General features: G+C 40.1%; 13 protein-coding genes and 1 riboswitch. Of the genes, 5 read left to right on the top strand and 8 right to left on the bottom strand.

All coding sequences use genetic code 11. From position 1 onward, the window contains the following. On the top strand, positions 1 to 1,111 hold a 1,111-nt coding region (locus AWW67_RS09995), incomplete at its 5' end, for a hypothetical protein (protein WP_221405256.1). A 304-nt stretch (positions 1,112 to 1,415) separates the two neighbouring features. Here the strand turns inward: AWW67_RS09995 and AWW67_RS09990 are convergent. From AWW67_RS09990 to pnuC, 4 genes are all read right to left on the bottom strand, one after another. Then, positions 1,416 to 2,063 (bottom strand): hypothetical protein, encoded by a 648-nt coding sequence (locus AWW67_RS09990; protein WP_062301506.1) that lies wholly within the window; start codon positions 2,061 to 2,063, stop codon positions 1,416 to 1,418. Positions 2,064 to 2,377: 314 nt separating this feature from the next. Next, entirely contained in the window at positions 2,378 to 4,834 is a 2,457-nt protein-coding gene (locus tag AWW67_RS09985) for a TonB-dependent receptor (RefSeq protein ID WP_062301505.1), read from the bottom strand. Positions 4,835 to 4,887: 53 nt separating this feature from the next. Further along, positions 4,888 to 4,984, bottom strand: a riboswitch (TPP riboswitch). Positions 4,985 to 5,005: 21 nt separating this feature from the next. Beyond that, complete coding sequence (locus AWW67_RS09980) at positions 5,006 to 5,515, bottom strand: AAA family ATPase (protein ID WP_053222424.1); 510 nt, start codon at positions 5,513 to 5,515, stop codon at positions 5,006 to 5,008. Positions 5,516 to 5,517: 2 nt separating this feature from the next. Then, positions 5,518 to 6,222, bottom strand: coding sequence for a nicotinamide riboside transporter PnuC (gene pnuC, locus AWW67_RS09975; protein ID WP_082794010.1), 705 nt, complete (start codon positions 6,220 to 6,222; stop codon positions 5,518 to 5,520). On the opposite strand from pnuC, the gene AWW67_RS09970 reads away from it, so the two are divergent. The 4 genes from AWW67_RS09970 to AWW67_RS09955 all read left to right on the top strand — a co-directional run bounded on the left by AWW67_RS09970 (position 6,221) and on the right by AWW67_RS09955 (position 10,512). Beyond that, on the top strand, positions 6,221 to 6,739 hold the full coding sequence (locus tag AWW67_RS09970) for a thioredoxin family protein (RefSeq protein ID WP_176700029.1): 519 nt from the start codon (positions 6,221 to 6,223) through the stop codon (positions 6,737 to 6,739). The genes pnuC and AWW67_RS09970 overlap by 2 nt on opposite strands. Positions 6,740 to 6,741: 2 nt before the next feature. Further along, a complete protein-coding gene (locus AWW67_RS09965; protein WP_062301501.1) occupies positions 6,742 to 7,893 on the top strand; it encodes an aminotransferase class V-fold PLP-dependent enzyme in 1,152 nt (383 codons plus the stop codon). A 111-nt stretch (positions 7,894 to 8,004) separates the two neighbouring features. Next, positions 8,005 to 9,477, top strand: a complete 1,473-nt coding sequence (guaB, locus tag AWW67_RS09960; protein WP_053222152.1) for an IMP dehydrogenase — start codon at positions 8,005 to 8,007, stop codon at positions 9,475 to 9,477. Between the two features lie 306 nt (positions 9,478 to 9,783). Beyond that, the gene (locus AWW67_RS09955; protein ID WP_062301499.1) at positions 9,784 to 10,512 is read left to right on the top strand and encodes a pentapeptide repeat-containing protein; all 729 of its coding nucleotides are present in this window, start codon (positions 9,784 to 9,786) and stop codon (positions 10,510 to 10,512) included. Between the two features lie 239 nt (positions 10,513 to 10,751). Here the strand turns inward: AWW67_RS09955 and AWW67_RS09950 are convergent, their stop codons facing one another. The 4 genes from AWW67_RS09950 to dnaJ all read right to left on the bottom strand — a co-directional run bounded on the left by AWW67_RS09950 (position 10,752) and on the right by dnaJ (position 15,259). Then, positions 10,752 to 12,062 (bottom strand): ABC transporter permease, encoded by a 1,311-nt coding sequence (locus tag AWW67_RS09950; protein ID WP_062301498.1) that lies wholly within the window; start codon positions 12,060 to 12,062, stop codon positions 10,752 to 10,754. Next, the gene (locus AWW67_RS09945; RefSeq protein WP_062301496.1) at positions 12,059 to 12,973 is read right to left on the bottom strand and encodes an ABC transporter ATP-binding protein; all 915 of its coding nucleotides are present in this window, start codon (positions 12,971 to 12,973) and stop codon (positions 12,059 to 12,061) included. The genes AWW67_RS09950 and AWW67_RS09945 overlap by 4 nt, the downstream gene beginning before the upstream one ends. 149 nt (positions 12,974 to 13,122) lie before the next feature. Then, complete coding sequence (locus AWW67_RS09940; RefSeq protein WP_053223997.1) at positions 13,123 to 14,013, bottom strand: toast rack family protein; 891 nt, start codon at positions 14,011 to 14,013, stop codon at positions 13,123 to 13,125. A gap of 124 nt (positions 14,014 to 14,137) precedes the next feature. Next, complete coding sequence (dnaJ, locus tag AWW67_RS09935) at positions 14,138 to 15,259, bottom strand: molecular chaperone DnaJ (protein WP_062301494.1); 1,122 nt, start codon at positions 15,257 to 15,259, stop codon at positions 14,138 to 14,140.

Raw genomic sequence — 15,259 nt, 5'->3', positions numbered from 1 at the left:
AAAGTCCACCAATTTTGGACGATATACTGAAATTTTATTGGCCCTGAGTTTAAGAACCAGTTCAGTTACGCTTGGGCACTCCTTCGCATTGATTTCTTCACTTTCTAAACGACTTAAAGTTATGAAACTCAAAAAAACATCTAAACGAAGCAGCTATGCTTCACTCATTTCCTTTGCCGTATTGGCGCTGGTTATCGCCAGCCAAACGGTGAGTTATGGGCAGAAAAAGAAAGCAAATAATACTCCATATGACACGAATCTTGGAGTGGCTATCCATAAAAGAAGGGATTACAGCTTAATTCCAATTTTTGAGAAGAGTCTACTTCAACAGGATGACCTGAAGCTTACTAGCTACGGAAGAATTAGCATCCCATCTATTCTAACAAATAAGTATCAAGAAAAGGTAGATAAAATTAAACAAACCTATTATTTGACTGAAGAAGAGAAAGACCGAACGTTTTGGATTGAGCTCGATGACAGTAAAGACTCATACTATACATCGCTCTTAAAGCCAAAAGGTATTGTAGGTACCGAAATCGAATTTGTAGTAGAATTAAGTACCGATGAACTTATGGAGTTCTATGAGTTGACAGTCGCATGGTTAAAAAAAAGAAAAATAGGTGACCCTAATAAAGCTAATAACTCCAAGTCGGTAGATCTTAAAATCATCAGTGAGAAAGATTTTCTTCAACATAAATATCTATCAATTCATTCTTACGGAAAAAGCAATTACGAAAGGAAATATGAGAGGAGTGATGTGTTTTCTCCAAGACAGGTAGATAAAGTAGCTGAACCTATTGGCGGTCTTAACCAATTTTTAAACAATGTCACACTACAAACGGTACGAGAAAAAGGATTAGATATTAATAATCTACCAAAAACCATTGAGTTCGAATTTGTAGTGAATAATCAAGGGCATGTTACTCGGGTAGAGCTGCTTAGCAAAGTAAAAGGCGATGAAGAAACTCAAGTCAAGGTATACCGTCTTCTACGCCAATTGAATGACAATATTCAAAGTGTGTCTAGAGTTTATGGCTGGAAGCCCGCTTTGAAAGACAATGAATTTGTTTCGAGTAAGTATAAAATCGAAATACCAAAATCACTTTTGTAGTTCTAGTTTTACTACACTTCACAAGATTCAGCCGGCAACAGTCGGCTGTTTCTATTTGAAAGAACCCTCAAAAAGTTATTCGCTGAAGGGTTAATATACTTTCCTCCTCATGAAATAAGCACAAACCTTTTGGAGCGGTTTGTTCATAACCTGAGCTAAATAATAAAGCGCTACAGATAATACTTCATAACAGTTAAATCAAGCTCAACCCTCCAAAAGTTCTTAATTATGCCTTAATGGAATCATTGAGCCTTAAAGAACCAATCATCTTAACTTTTGGAGGGTTAGGCAATTCATCAAGCTTCTATTTATAGCTGTCGGTGGTTACGGATTCTACTATCCAAAGGGGCTTTTCGTTGGTTTTAAGTTTTATTTTACCTGTGATTTCAGCAGTAAGCTCAATCGGTTCTAAAAGCATTTCATTCTCGTAATCACTATAAAATCCTTCGGAAGTAAAAAAGGTGTTTTGCGCTACGGGGTGAATTCCGAAATGATGGCTTACCATCACCCATTTTTCAAAATGTCCACTCGAAACGTAAGTCCACTTTTGGTGAATGGCAAATACAATACTGTCAATCTGTTTTGAGAATTCTCTTACTGTATCGAGCACTGTAGATTGGTAAATATCAGCCATTACATTTACCGCAGGGTATTTATGATCGAGCAGAAAGATATAAGCACAGGCCAGTAAATCATCATCTTCAAAGCCTAATAACTGTACGGGAGATTGCTCGGCAAGCCGTGGTTTCAGTGTTTGCAGGTTGGCGATGTTGGCCACCACCACATCAATTTTAATTCCCCATTTTAGCACTTCGCTAAGCGCTTTCTCAGTAACAATAACCGTGGGGCTCCACTCCAATAGCTGATCTACATCTTCAATTGTTAAAGCTTTTGGATCGTCAATGAGTAAAGCGGGTTCTTGTTCGTCTCTAACAATGTGGTGTGATGACATGCGGCTGGTTTCCTTGGTTAAATACGCTGTTCAAAATTGCAGCATTTTTAAGGAATCAAAAACGATTGGTGAGAGAATTTTGATAAAGAAGTGTAGTCCTAATCCCTGTCGCAGGTTCTCCGAACCTGTGACGATTATAAAGAAGGTCTCTGTCCGCTCTTTACTTTAGTGGCCTTTGAGAGACGGATCCTGAGACAAGCTCAGGATGACGGTTAAATTTGGCCATTAAAACCATAAAATTAGTTGAGTATAATAGCAAAAAACCCTCAGCAAATAAATGCCGAAGGCTTTTCGAAATACTAAAAAATCTATCTTTAAAACTTCAGCCCTAAGGATAACAAGAAGTTAGTACCTGCTTGTGGATAAAGGTAATTTTCCCTTACCTCATAATTAGCACCACCAAAATAGCCAAAGGTGTATCCGTTCGATTCGTATTCCACATTGAAAATATTGTTGACCAATAAATTCAGCGTAAGCTCTTTTACGAAACTTGGCTTAATGCTGTAATTCACTCTAAAATCATTGATGAAGAATGCATCGATTTGACGATTTTCATTCGAAGTATTGTCTAAATACTGATCGCCCACATATTTAGAAAGCAGACTCAACGAAAGACCAGAAGTAGGCATATAACTCAGCTGACCACCTGCAATCACACTTGGTGAAAATGAGATGTCGGTATCAGTGTAATTGTTTCTTACTTCGTTGTATTCGTCAAAAGCTGCTCCGTAATCGTAAAGTACTTCTTCAAAATTCTTGATTTTATTTTCGCTTAGCGTAAGGTTAGCGTTCAGCTCTAAACCTCTGGTCAACTCGACTCCAGCCTGAAGCTCAATCCCCATTCGGTAACTGTTGGCTACATTGGTTCTAATGTTCGATCCCACATCATTTACCTCGCCAGTCAATACCAATTGATCTTTGTAGTCCATCAAATAGTAATTCGCTTCAAAAGCAAATTTTGATTTGTTCAGTCTATAGCCCACCTCAAGGTTGTTCAATTGTTCCGCTTTAGGCTCGGCTCCAGTTGGTGCATCAATAATGTCTGAACGATTTGGCTCTTTATTCGCACGAGCATAAGAAATGTAGGCGTTTGCACTTGTGCTCAATTGGTAAGTCAAACCAAATTTAGGGTTGAAGAACGAATATTGGTTATCGAAATCGAAGGCCTTTAAATCGTTATCGTTGCCTCGGCTGGCATAGTTTACTGTTCTCACCTGCAAGTCGCCATAAAGGTTAATCTTATCGTTGGCTTGGTAGTTCACCTTCACAAAATTATTGAAGTCGAATTTTTCTGAAGTGCTTTCATAATACCTGTCTCCAATGCGGCTGGTGCTCGCATATTCGGCCCAAATGATTTCACCAAAATGATCACCTTTATACTCATTGTAGGCACCGCCAAAATTCGCTTGTAGGTTTTCGGTTTCGTAGTTCAAGCCGTAAGTCACTCCGTAAAAGTCATTGTCCAACCAACGTCTTCTGATCAAATCTGTCGATTCTATGGTAGTTGCACCTACCGTTACATTATTCAAACCATAGTCTGCAAAATCTTCATCGTCTTTGTATTCCTCAAAAAAACCAGCACCCTTGGTGTAGTGAAGTGAGGTGTTAAAGCTCAATGGCTCATTAATCTGATGCGAAAAATGGGCTTGGTAATGTGCTTGCTTGTAATCATCTACTTGATTTTGGTACTCATAGAAATTATAAGTTCTACCAGAATTACGAAGGTTAGCGGCTTGCTGTGCTGAAAAACCATTGTTGGCAATAACTGCATCTATACCTGCAGCATCATTCTTAATTTTTGCTTCTGGTGTTCCGTACCAGCTTTGGTAGGTGCGCTCTTTACCCGCAAAAGTGATCAATTTCAGAATTGATTTTTTGCCGTAATAGCCGCCAGAAAGGAAGTAAGAACTCAGGTCTGAAGAGGCCCTGTCTATATAACCGTCAGACGAAATATTAGACAACCTACCTTCGAAAGCAAAATTGTTTTCCAACAAACCTGTTTTGAACACTGCGTTATATTTTTGAGTGTTGAATGAGCCTATTGAAGTATTGATACTGGCTTCCGCATCTTGGCTCAAATTGTTAGTGGCAATGTTAATAGAACCGCCAAAAGCGCCTGCACCATTGGTTGATGTTCCTACACCACGTTGCACCTGCACATTGTCGGTTGAAGTGGCCAAATCAGGCATATTTACCCAAAAAGTACCCTGTGATTCTGAATCGTTTACCGGAATACCGTTGATGGTCACGTTAATTCTAGCGCCATCGCTACCACGAATTCGAATACCAGTATAGCCTACACCTGCACCCGCATCAGAAGTTACTACTACCGAAGGCGTCCAGTTCAGTAAAAAAGGTAAATCTTGCCCTAAATTCTGCTGCTCGATTTCTTCCTTCGAAACTTCAGAAAAAGTAGTGGCCGTCTTTTCGCTGGCCCTAGTACCAGTTACCACAACTGATTCTAGTCTGGTTAAATCCGATTTCAATTTAAAATCAACCGTTTGATTGTTAGTTACCTCAATTGTTTTGTTCAAGGTAATGTAACTCACCATGCTTACCTTAACATTGTAAGTGCCAGGAGGAATATTGTTCAACTCAAATTCGCCTTCTTCATTTGTAGAAGTACCTTTTTGAATTGATTCAATCATAAGATTGGCACCAAAAATCGGTGCTCCAGTTGCTTCGTCTACAACTGTACCTTTCAGAGAGTGTTGCGCAAACACACCTGTTGCTGTCAGCATTAAAGCCAACGTCAAAATTAATTTTTGCATTTTGTAATTTTAAATGGTTCACAAACGAAGCGCCAGGGGAAGCGCTCCCTTTTCAAATGTTTACCATACCTCCCTTCGGCAGCATTACCTGCATCAGGTTCAATGGGTATAATCTCAGCCCGTTGTTATGGGGCACCCCTTAATTCGCGACAAAGGTAGAACAGTTTTTAATTATAGCAAGGCACCAATGGCTTTCTTGGCTTGCTCAATACGCGCTTTTAAATCACCTTGCGCTATAATGAAAGCTTTGTCGTTGTCTTTCATCAAGTTGCGATAAATATCAAAAAAGTAAGATCTCATTTCTGGATGTTCGCGAAGAGGATCTTCTTCATAAGGAATATCAAAATCGGTAATTATGTACAAATCGTAATACTGTAGCTGAAGTTGATTCAATATCCATGGGTCGCAAACACCATATTTGTGTTCGCTCCATACCTTAATCACATGTAAATCGGTATCACAAAAAAGTAATTCGCGGGCTTGTTTGCGCATTTTCTTTTGGCTCTCGATTTGGCCTTTCGCAATTTCCAAAAGGTCAGACTGAACATAAGGCCTATCGAGTTGATTTAAATAATCTCTAGCATATTCGGGCACCCAAACAGTATTGTATTGCTTGGCCAATTCTTTTGTTAAAGTAGTTTTTCCCGTACTCTCTGGACCAATAACTGCTACTTTAATCATGTTTAATTGTAAGATTGATTCATCATGGTTTTCTTCCAAGCCAAATAACCTGCAATGGCCATACCGATGTATAAAAAGTATAAAAACGAATAAAAATAAAGTTCTTTATAAAAGTAGATACAAGTAGCGAGCACGTCTACCGCAAACCAATAATACCAGTTGTCAATTTTTTTTCTGGCCGTTAGCCACATTCCTGTTACACTCAAAATTGAAGTAGTGCTATCCCAGTAAGGAAGTGCTGCAGGTTCCATCCCTTCAAAATAATTGGGAATATTGATTAAGAATTGTGCGAATAAAAAAATCCCAACAAAGGTGATGGCAATAAGAAAAACACCTCGTTTAGCACTGGTATGACTTATAAGTACATTGGGTTGATCTCCCTTTTTTCCCTTGGTCCAATAATACCACCCATAAATATTTAACACTAGGAAAAAGATGTGCAGAATGAAGTCGCCATATAATCGTGCTTCCCAAAAAACGAAAAAGGAAACAAGAACATAAGCCACACCCGCAGGCCACGTCCACACACTTTCTTTAATTAAAAAGAGTACTGCTAGAATTCCGAAAATTAACCCTGACAGCTCCCATACGCTTATTCCTTGCGCATATGAAATGATGTCTTGCCAGATGTCGTTAAGCTGCATGTCGCCAAAGATATAATTTTGTGGTATATTTCGTTTGTTGATTTTAAACAGAATGGAGATCATGAAAGCAATTATTATGTTAGTGGTTATTCTTGTTGCATTCCCTTTGGTAATGAACGGGCAAGAGACCGAATACAATGTTGAAACGGAGAGTGTGTCGACTCATGTAGATAAAATTTTGAACGGCCCTATTACCAAAGAAGGACTAAAACAGATGCCCTATAAGCTATGGTTCAATAGTAATTACAAGACCTATAGGGTTAATACTGACTTACTTAAGGATGCCAAGAAAAAGAACATTAAAAACCTAAAAGTGCTCGCTTTTATGGGTACTTGGTGCCATGATAGTAACCGTGAAATACCTCGTTTAATGCGTATTATGGACGATATGGGAATTGCAGACCAACTTGAGCTCTATGCGCTAGATGTAGATAAAACCAGTTTGAAAGGAAAGGAAAAAGGCTTCGATATTAAGAATACACCCACAATCATTTTTTATCTGAATGGAGAGGAGGTTACACGTGTAATTGAAGAGCCAGAAGGTTCTTTTGAAGAGGAGTTGGTACGCATTTTAAAATAGCCATGCTTCAAAACCAAAGCCACCTGTTTAATTTACCACAGGACATTACTTACCTCAACTGCGGGTACATGTCGCCTATGCTTAAATCGGTGGGCGAAGTAGGCGTTAGGGCAGTGTACGGAAAGGAGGATCCGACCACAATTAAGCCAGAAGACTTTTTTAAAAATAGCGAACTGCTAAGGACAGAATTTGCCAAACTGATCAACGTAAAAAATGAAAACCTTTGTGTCATTACGCCCTCCGCCTCTTACGGCATGGCCAATGTGGCCAAAAACCTTCAGGTAGAAAAAGGCGATAACATCATCATTCCCGAAGGGCAGTTTCCTAGCAATGTGTATGCTTGGAAGGAACTGGAGAAAGAAAAAGGCGTGACAATGCGTATTGTAAAAGCTCCGGAAACTGCTGAAAACCGTGGCAAACTTTGGAACGAACGCATTCTAGAAGCCATAGACAGCAAAACCAAAATGGTCGCCATTGGTCATATCCATTGGGCAGACGGCACTAAATTCGACCTGAAAAAAATTAGAGAACGCACAAGAGAAGTTGGTGCACTTTTGGTGATTGATGGTACGCAATCCATTGGCGCTTTGCCTTTTGATGTGCAAGAATTTAAGCCCGATGCTGTAGTCGCTTCTGGTTACAAATGGCTGATGGGGCCTTACGCTACTGGCATGGCCTATTTTGGCGAATATTTTCAAAACGGAACACCCATTGAAAACAATTGGATGAACCGTTTGGACAGTCAGAACTTTGCCAAGTTGGTGAACTATCAGGATGAATATCAACCGGGAGCCATCCGCTACGAAGTAGGTGAAAGTGCCAACTTTATTCTTACCCCAATGCTTACTGAAGCACTTCGCCAAGTAAATACTTGGGGGCCAGAAAACATTCAGTCTTACTGTAAGTCGATTGCCCAAGAAGCACAGCAAGAGTTGGTGAAAATGGGTTTTCAAATTGAGTCCGCAGAATATCGGAGCGAACACCTTTTCGGAATCAGATTGCCAAAAGGCCTTGATTTAGAAGTAGTGAAAAACCGCTTAGCTGCCGACAAAGTTTTTGTTTCGGTACGCGGAAATTCTATTAGAGTGTCGCCTCATGTTTATAATAGCAAAGAAGATTTTGGTCGTTTAATCCAGTCTTTAAAGCAGGTGTAAAGACTTTAGAAAGGCATGAAAGCGGAAAGAAAATTATATTGAGTCCATAGTTTTTTTAATCCGTCAATCTCCGTAATTTTGTCCGGCAAATAAACCCTGTTTTTATTTGCCATGGCTCTCGACACAAACAAATTCCTTTTTGAAGCACTGACCTACGATGATGTCCTGCTTCTACCCGCTTACTCTGATATTTTACCCAGAGATACCAACACAAAAACCTTACTTACCAGAAACATTCAGTTGAATATTCCATTGGTTTCGGCCGCTATGGATACCGTTACTGAATACGAATTGGCCATTGCAATGGCGCTGGAAGGTGGCTTAGGTTTTATTCATAAAAACATGAAGGCCGATGAACAAGCCCAGCAAGTGCGAAAAGTAAAACGTTCGCAAAGCGGAATGATTTTAGACCCAATTACCCTGAATGTAGAAAGCACTGCAAGGGACGCGGACAAAATCATGCGCGAGAATAAAATTGGCGGTATTCCTGTAGTTGATAAAGACCAAAACTTGGTCGGAATTATCACTAACCGCGACATGCGCTTTATCAAAGACATGACCAAGCCGGTGCGCGAAATCATGACCATCGAGAACTTGATTACCGCGAAAATGGGAATTGGTTTAGATGAGGCCGAGGGCATTCTTCAAGAATATAAAATCGAAAAACTTCCGATTATTGATGAACACGGCAAACTAAGCGGCCTCATTACCTATAAAGATATTCTGAAAAACAGAGACAGACCTAACGCGTGTAAAGATGAATACGGTCGTTTAAGAGTAGGCGCTGCTGTTGGAGTTACTCCAGATATTATCGAAAGAATTGATGCATTGAGAAATGCTGGGGTGGATGTAATTTCTATTGACACCGCACATGGTCATTCTAAAGGAGTGATTGATATGGCGAAACGTGTTAAAGCTTCTTACCCTGATTTAGAACTAATCGTAGGAAACATTGCTACTGCTGCTGCTGCCAAAGCTTTGGTAGATGCTGGTGCGGACGCCATTAAAGTAGGTGTTGGCCCAGGCAGTATTTGCACCACGCGAGTAATTGCTGGAGTGGGTATGCCACAGCTCTCGGCTGTATATGAGTCGGCTAAAGCCATTCAAGGTTCAGGTGTTCCGGTTATTGCTGATGGCGGTATCCGTTACTCTGGCGACTTGGTAAAAGCCATTGCTGGTGGGGCTAGTACCATTATGATTGGTTCGTTGCTTGCAGGAACTGAAGAAGCTCCAGGTGAAGTAATTCTTTACGAAGGAAGAAAATTCAAATCGTACCGAGGTATGGGTTCTGTAGAGGCCATGGAAGATGGATCGAAAGACCGTTATTTCCAAGATGCCGAAGATGACATTAAGAAATTAGTACCAGAAGGAATTGTAGGCCGTGTACCTTATAAAGGCACAGTTCAGGAAATGCTTTACCAATTAACAGGTGGTTTGAAAGCAGGAATGGGCTACTGTGGCGCTGGTACTATTGAAGATTTGCAAAAAGCACAATTCGTAAAAATCACCAATGCAGGTATGAGCGAAAGCCATCCGCATGATATTATGATTACCCGCGAAGCGCCTAACTACAGCAGAAGATAAATCTGATTTACTCAGACCAATAATAGGAAAGCCGCTCAAATGAGTGGCTTTTTTGTTTAAAATGAACCGTCACTCTGAGTGTCTGGCCATTAAGGCAAGACCGTAAGAGTCCGTTGGATTAACGTGACTAATTAGATCATACTGGTAGTAGTGTCAAATAACCCTATCTCAAATCTAAGCATTTTGATAAAATGAACTTAGCATTTAACCCATGCAACCTTTCACTTCTTTTGGTCATCTGTTACAGGTACTGTAACCTATTCTTGGTTTATCAGTCTATACTAAAAGGTCAAAACTTAAAACAACATGAAAACACAACAAATCACACTCAAACTCACCTTTTTCACATTTCTTCTGATCTCATTATTTTCAGTTAGTACCCAAGCACAATCTACGGTGAAGGCTTCGGATATTATGAAAGCGATGAAAAACGGGGAAGACATTAAGTATTCTAATGTGACAGTTTCTGGAACGCTGGATTTTACTTACATGGATGAAAAAGCACCCGATTTACCCCGCAGAAGAAGTTGGTGGAGAAATGGCGGAGACAACACCGTTAACGAATTGATCAAAAGTAAAATCACTTTCGAAAATGTAGTTTTCGAAAATGATGTAATCGCTTACTTTCACGATGACAGATCGGAATATACTTTTACAGCTGATTTTGAAGAAAATGTAGTTTTCAAAAACTGCAAATTTGAACGTGACGCCATGTTCAAGTATTCAGAATTTGAGCGTGAAGCTTCATTTGCAGGTTCTACTTTCAAAGATGAATCCACTTTTAAATATGCTGAATTTTCTAGACTAGCAGATTTTTCTAACACCAGCTTTGATGAAAATGCCATTTTCAAATACACAAAATTCAGAGATGGGGTTAACCTTTCTTCGGCTCGTTTTGAAAGATCATTGGACATTAAATACACCAAAGTAAGAGGCGATTTCGACATCAGCGATTTATATGTTCGCTGGGACATCGACTCTAAATACACCGACATTAACGGTCGTAAATTCTCAAAAAATATGCTCGACAACTAATTGGTCATAGTTTAGAACGCACAAAAAAGGCAGCTCATGGGTTGCTTTTTTGTTTCATTAGCCGCCTCGCACTAGCTTTCTATTGAGAATCCCAAAAATCCTTTTCCTTAAACCCTAACTCCTGAGTTTATAGGATCATTAGCTTTTGGAGGGTTATTCCCAAATAGCCTTAAGAGAAAACAAAAAGGCCGCCTCAGTTTCTACGGAGACGGCCTCTAGTATTGTTATAGGTTTTTCAGTTATACTTTCATGGTAAACCACTTGGCGATGGTCTTCCAATTCACTTTTGCTCCGTACATTAATATCCCTACGCGATAGATTCTTCCGGCCATCCATATGGTGCCAATAAAGCCTAATACCAAAAGCACCATAGAAAGCAATAGCTGCCATGTTGGTACTCCAAATGGCAATCGGGCCATCATTACAATGGGCGATGTAAATGGAATCATGGACAGGGTAACCGCCATTGGGCTATGTGGATCTTGCAGTACAAATGTCAATGACACAATTCCTACAATGATAGGCAACATAATAGGCAACATAAACTGCTGAGCATCTTGGATACTATCTACCGCAGAGCCGATGGCAGCGTAAAGCGCTCCATATAGAAAATAAGCCCCTAAGAAGTAAAACAAGAATGAAACTACAATTTGCGCCACAGGAATGGTATCGAGCATTCCCTGAATATTGGCCGCAATTTCTTGATTTTGAGTCATATCCACCTCAGCAGGCATCTGACCAGCCATGGTTTCCATTCCGCCTCCAAGCGCAGTAATCCCCACGGAGAAAAGAGTAAACATCAATACAATCCAGATAAGAAGTTGGGTAACACCGACAGCTCCAACGCCCAATACTTTCCCCATCATCAGTTGGAAAGGACGCACAGAAGATACAATTACCTCAACGATTCTACTGGTTTTCTCATCAAGTACAGACTGCATAATCTGGCTACCATAAATGAAAATGAACATGTAAATCAAAAAGCCGAAAACATAACCTACTGCTGAACTCAGGTTTGTATTGCTCTCTTTGGCTTCTCCAGACTCAGACAAGTTGAAAGAATTCAAACTAACACTTACTTTGAGTGAATTAATCACTGCTGGGTCTAAACCCGATCTATCCAGCTTTACCGCTTCAAGTTCTCTCTTAATTTCAGACTCGAAATTTTTCATGGCCTGATTACCAGGATTGGTTTCAGAGTAAAAAGAAAAATCACTATAACGCGTTTTAGAAGCATCGTCAAGGTCAATTTCTGGAATATGAATTAACCCGTAGACATCATCTTCTTGAAGTTTGGCTTTTGCATCTTCTAAATTGCTCGTCAGGTAAGTATAGGTATAACCAGCGTTGCTGAATGAATCTTGGAAATAACCGCTTTCATCGAGCACATACACCTCTTTTGAAGAGTCACCATCACTTGTTCCTAAATAAACAATCCCGAAAATAACAGCTGGGAAAATCAGGGGAATAAGAATGGTGGCCAGTAAAAATGACTTCTTCTTTACCCTGGTAGAATATTCTCTTTTGAGTACTAAAAATATCTGTTTCATCTTTTGTTCCCTCCTTCCACAATTGAAATAAATATATCATTCACTGAAGGAATGACTTCTACAAACGAATGCACTTCGGTTTTAGCAATTAACTGACTGAGAAGGTGATTCGGGTTATGCCCGTTTTTCGATTGAATAATCGCTTCATAATAACCGTCTTCCAAATGCTTGGTGTCCAGCAATTCATATTCGGCACCTAAACCAGAGAAATCTCCCTTGTACTCTACTTTGTATTTATCTGATCGGAAAGAATTCTTGATTTCCTTTTTAGTACCATCCAAAATTTTCTCCGACTTATTGATCATGGCAATGTGCTCACAAAGCTGCTCTACAGATTCCATTCTGTGGGTAGAAAAAATAATGGTTGCCCCTTTATCTCTCAATTCAAGAATTTCGTCTTTAATCAAATTGGCGTTTACTGGATCGAAACCAGAGAACGGCTCATCTAGAATAAGCAACTGTGGTTCGTGGATTACCGTAGCGATAAACTGAATTTTCTGCGCCATCCCTTTTGAAAGGTCTTCTACTTTCTGACCCGCCCACTCGGTTAGACTAAGTTTTTCAAGCCATTTTTTGATTTTGGCTTTAGCCTCAGACTTCGACATGCCTTTCAGCTGTGCCAAATACATAAGCTGTTCGCCTACTTTCATTTTCTTATACAGACCTCGCTCTTCGGGCAAATAACCAATAATTTCTACATGACGTGGATTTAGCTTTTCCCCATTTATGAGTACTTCGCCTTCATCGGCCATGATGATTTGGTTGATGATTCTGATGAGTGTGGTTTTCCCTGCCCCGTTTGGCCCTAATAGGCCAAAAATAGACTGCTTGGGAATGCTTATGCTCACATCGTTCAAAGCTCTATGCTCGGCATAGCTTTTCGAAATGTGATTGGCTTCGAGTATATTCAAGGTTTTGTGGTTTTGTTAATACTTTAAAGTTAATCGGTACTAAGCACCTTTAAAAGTAACACAAGATTAAAATTGAAATCCTAAATATAGTCAAGAACCTGCTGAGCGGAAGATGTTGTCGATTTGTGGATTTTTTAGACTCCGGCCTTTTAGTTTTTGGCAAAAATCACGTTGCCCATAGAAAGGTCTATATTGAATGTGAGTAGGTTTGGAGAATCCTCTTTGTAGGAAGGGTTCACATAAACGTTATCGCCAATAGACACAAAGTTGCTAGGCATTTTTAGCTTCCTGAAGGACGTATCTTTAATGCGGATCATCATGGGTATTTCTTCTAAGGGAAGATTAATAGTGAGGCTTCCAGCGCCAACACGCGCCCAAATTTCACTCGCTAGCTCAGGACTTTCTCCAAAATTCATGGTCAGAGTACCAAAGCCTACTTCGGCAATAACCGTTTTGGCCCTTGCCATATTCAACCTGTCAATTTCCACATCACCTAAATCCACGTTCACCATAAAGGTGTCCATTTCAATTAAGTTTTCCATTTTAGAATGGTAGCCTACTTTAACATGCGCATTGCCCGAAGTAATTTTCATATTCTCCACTGCAATATTCGACAAGTCGATATACGCTTTGCCTACTCCGTAGTTCAGGTCGAGATTATAAGGCTTAAAATGAGACAGATAAATGTTCCAGTAGTTTTTTGTATCTGTGGATTTTCTTCCAAAAATCTTTGTCAGTTTGCTAGTGAAGCCTTCTTTTCCGCTGTCGTTCAAGTTTAACCAAGCATTGAGTACGTTTCCTTCCATCTGTTGACCAAATTCAGGAGTTACATACTCTTCTTCACACAAGCCCATAATACTAATGGGTGTGTCGCCATTTCTTGTTCGAATTTCACAAGTGCCAGAACTGGCTTTGAGATAAAAATTGATTTTTTCACAGGAAGCATCTTCCTGCACTGCAAAATGGGTTTTTGTTTGTCCCCACACAACCATGTCTGCAATTCCAATACTTACAATTGCCAGCAATATTACCCTATACATGGACTTGAATACGAGTTGTAGGAAATAGGGTTGCAAAACAAAAATATTACTGATATTCGACACAAATAAAAAAGGAGTTGGTTTACACCGACTCCTCAAATATAATCTTGAATTTTAAATCTGTCTAGAAAAACTCTTTCACCTTTTCAAAAAAGCCTTTTTCACCCTTTTCTGGTTTAGGTCTCATGTTGTCTGAAGTACTCAACTTCTCAAGCATTGCACGCTCTTCCGATGTTAATTTTTTCGGGGTCCAAACATTTAAATGAATCAGCTGATCTCCTTTTCCATAGCCATTAAGGTCTTTAATTCCTTTTCCTCTTAAGCGAAGAATCTTTCCGCTTTGGGTTCCAGGATCAATCTTAATGCGCACTTTACCATCAATGGTTGGCACTTCTATACTCGTACCCAAGGCTGCTTCTGTAAAGCTGATATAGAGATCGTACAACACATTATTGCCGTCTCTTTTTAGTTCTTCATGCTCTTTTTCTTCGATTACAATCAATAAGTCGCCAGCAATGCCGCCACCTGGCGCCATGTTACCTTTACCCGACATTGAAAGCTGCATTCCTTCGGCTACACCTGCTGGTATTTTAATAGGAATAATTTCTTCCTTCATTTCCAAACCAGTGCTATCGACCCCTGGAGGACGTTGGTCAATTACTTTACCGCTACCGTGGCAAGTAGAACAAGTACTGGCCGAAACCATTTGCCCCAACATAGTATTGACCACTTTCTTTTGCTGGCCAGAGCCACCGCAGGTAGAACAGGTTTTGAAAGTAACTCCGCTGGCATTCACCAAACGGTTAACTTTTATTTTCTTCTCTACGCCCTCGGCAATTTCATTTAATGTAAGCTTAAGCTTTATGCGCAAATTCGATCCTTTTCGTTGACGACTTCGGCCTCCGCCCCCGCCTCCAAAAAAGCTTTCGAACGGACTACCGCCTCCACCTCCAAAGATGTCTCCGAATTGCGAGAAGATGTCATCCATGTTCATTCCGCCACCATGACCGCCTGCACCAGCACGCATGCCATCATGTCCGAAACGGTCGTATTGTGCACGCTTGTCTGCGTTGCTCAATACTTCATAAGCTTCGGCAGCTTCTTTGAACTTATCTTCTGCTTGAGGATCGTCTGGGTTTTTATCAGGGTGGTATTTAATAGCCATTTTACGATAAGCCTTTTTTAGCTCATCGTCTGTTGCTGTTTTACTAACCCCTAATATGTCGTAGTAGTCTCTTTTTGCCAT

The organism is Roseivirga seohaensis, from assembly GCF_001592945.1.
Classification (GTDB): Bacteria; Bacteroidota; Bacteroidia; order Cytophagales; family Cyclobacteriaceae; genus Roseivirga; species Roseivirga seohaensis.
Note: the sequence above shows the minus strand (reverse complement) of the source record. Positions and strands in the feature narration are given on the sequence as shown.

What these genes read in the sequence shown, in the direction of transcription:
- AWW67_RS09990 (WP_062301506.1), bottom strand. Translation starts at nt 2,063, where the DNA reads ATGTCATCACACCACATTGTTAGAGACGAACAAGAACCCGCTTTACTC.
- AWW67_RS09985 (WP_062301505.1), bottom strand. Translation starts at nt 4,834, where the DNA reads ATGCAAAAATTAATTTTGACGTTGGCTTTAATGCTGACAGCAACAGGT.
- AWW67_RS09980 (WP_053222424.1), bottom strand. Translation starts at nt 5,515, where the DNA reads ATGATTAAAGTAGCAGTTATTGGTCCAGAGAGTACGGGAAAAACTACT.
- AWW67_RS09970 (WP_176700029.1), top strand. Translation starts at nt 6,221, where the DNA reads ATGAAAGCAATTATTATGTTAGTGGTTATTCTTGTTGCATTCCCTTTG.
- pnuC (WP_082794010.1), bottom strand. Translation starts at nt 6,222, where the DNA reads ATGATCTCCATTCTGTTTAAAATCAACAAACGAAATATACCACAAAAT.
- AWW67_RS09965 (WP_062301501.1), top strand. Translation starts at nt 6,742, where the DNA reads ATGCTTCAAAACCAAAGCCACCTGTTTAATTTACCACAGGACATTACT.
- guaB (WP_053222152.1), top strand. Translation starts at nt 8,005, where the DNA reads ATGGCTCTCGACACAAACAAATTCCTTTTTGAAGCACTGACCTACGAT.
- AWW67_RS09955 (WP_062301499.1), top strand. Translation starts at nt 9,784, where the DNA reads ATGAAAACACAACAAATCACACTCAAACTCACCTTTTTCACATTTCTT.
- AWW67_RS09950 (WP_062301498.1), bottom strand. Translation starts at nt 12,062, where the DNA reads ATGAAACAGATATTTTTAGTACTCAAAAGAGAATATTCTACCAGGGTA.
- AWW67_RS09940 (WP_053223997.1), bottom strand. Translation starts at nt 14,013, where the DNA reads ATGTATAGGGTAATATTGCTGGCAATTGTAAGTATTGGAATTGCAGAC.
- dnaJ (WP_062301494.1), bottom strand. Translation starts at nt 15,259, where the DNA reads ATGGCAAAAAGAGACTACTACGACATATTAGGGGTTAGTAAAACAGCA.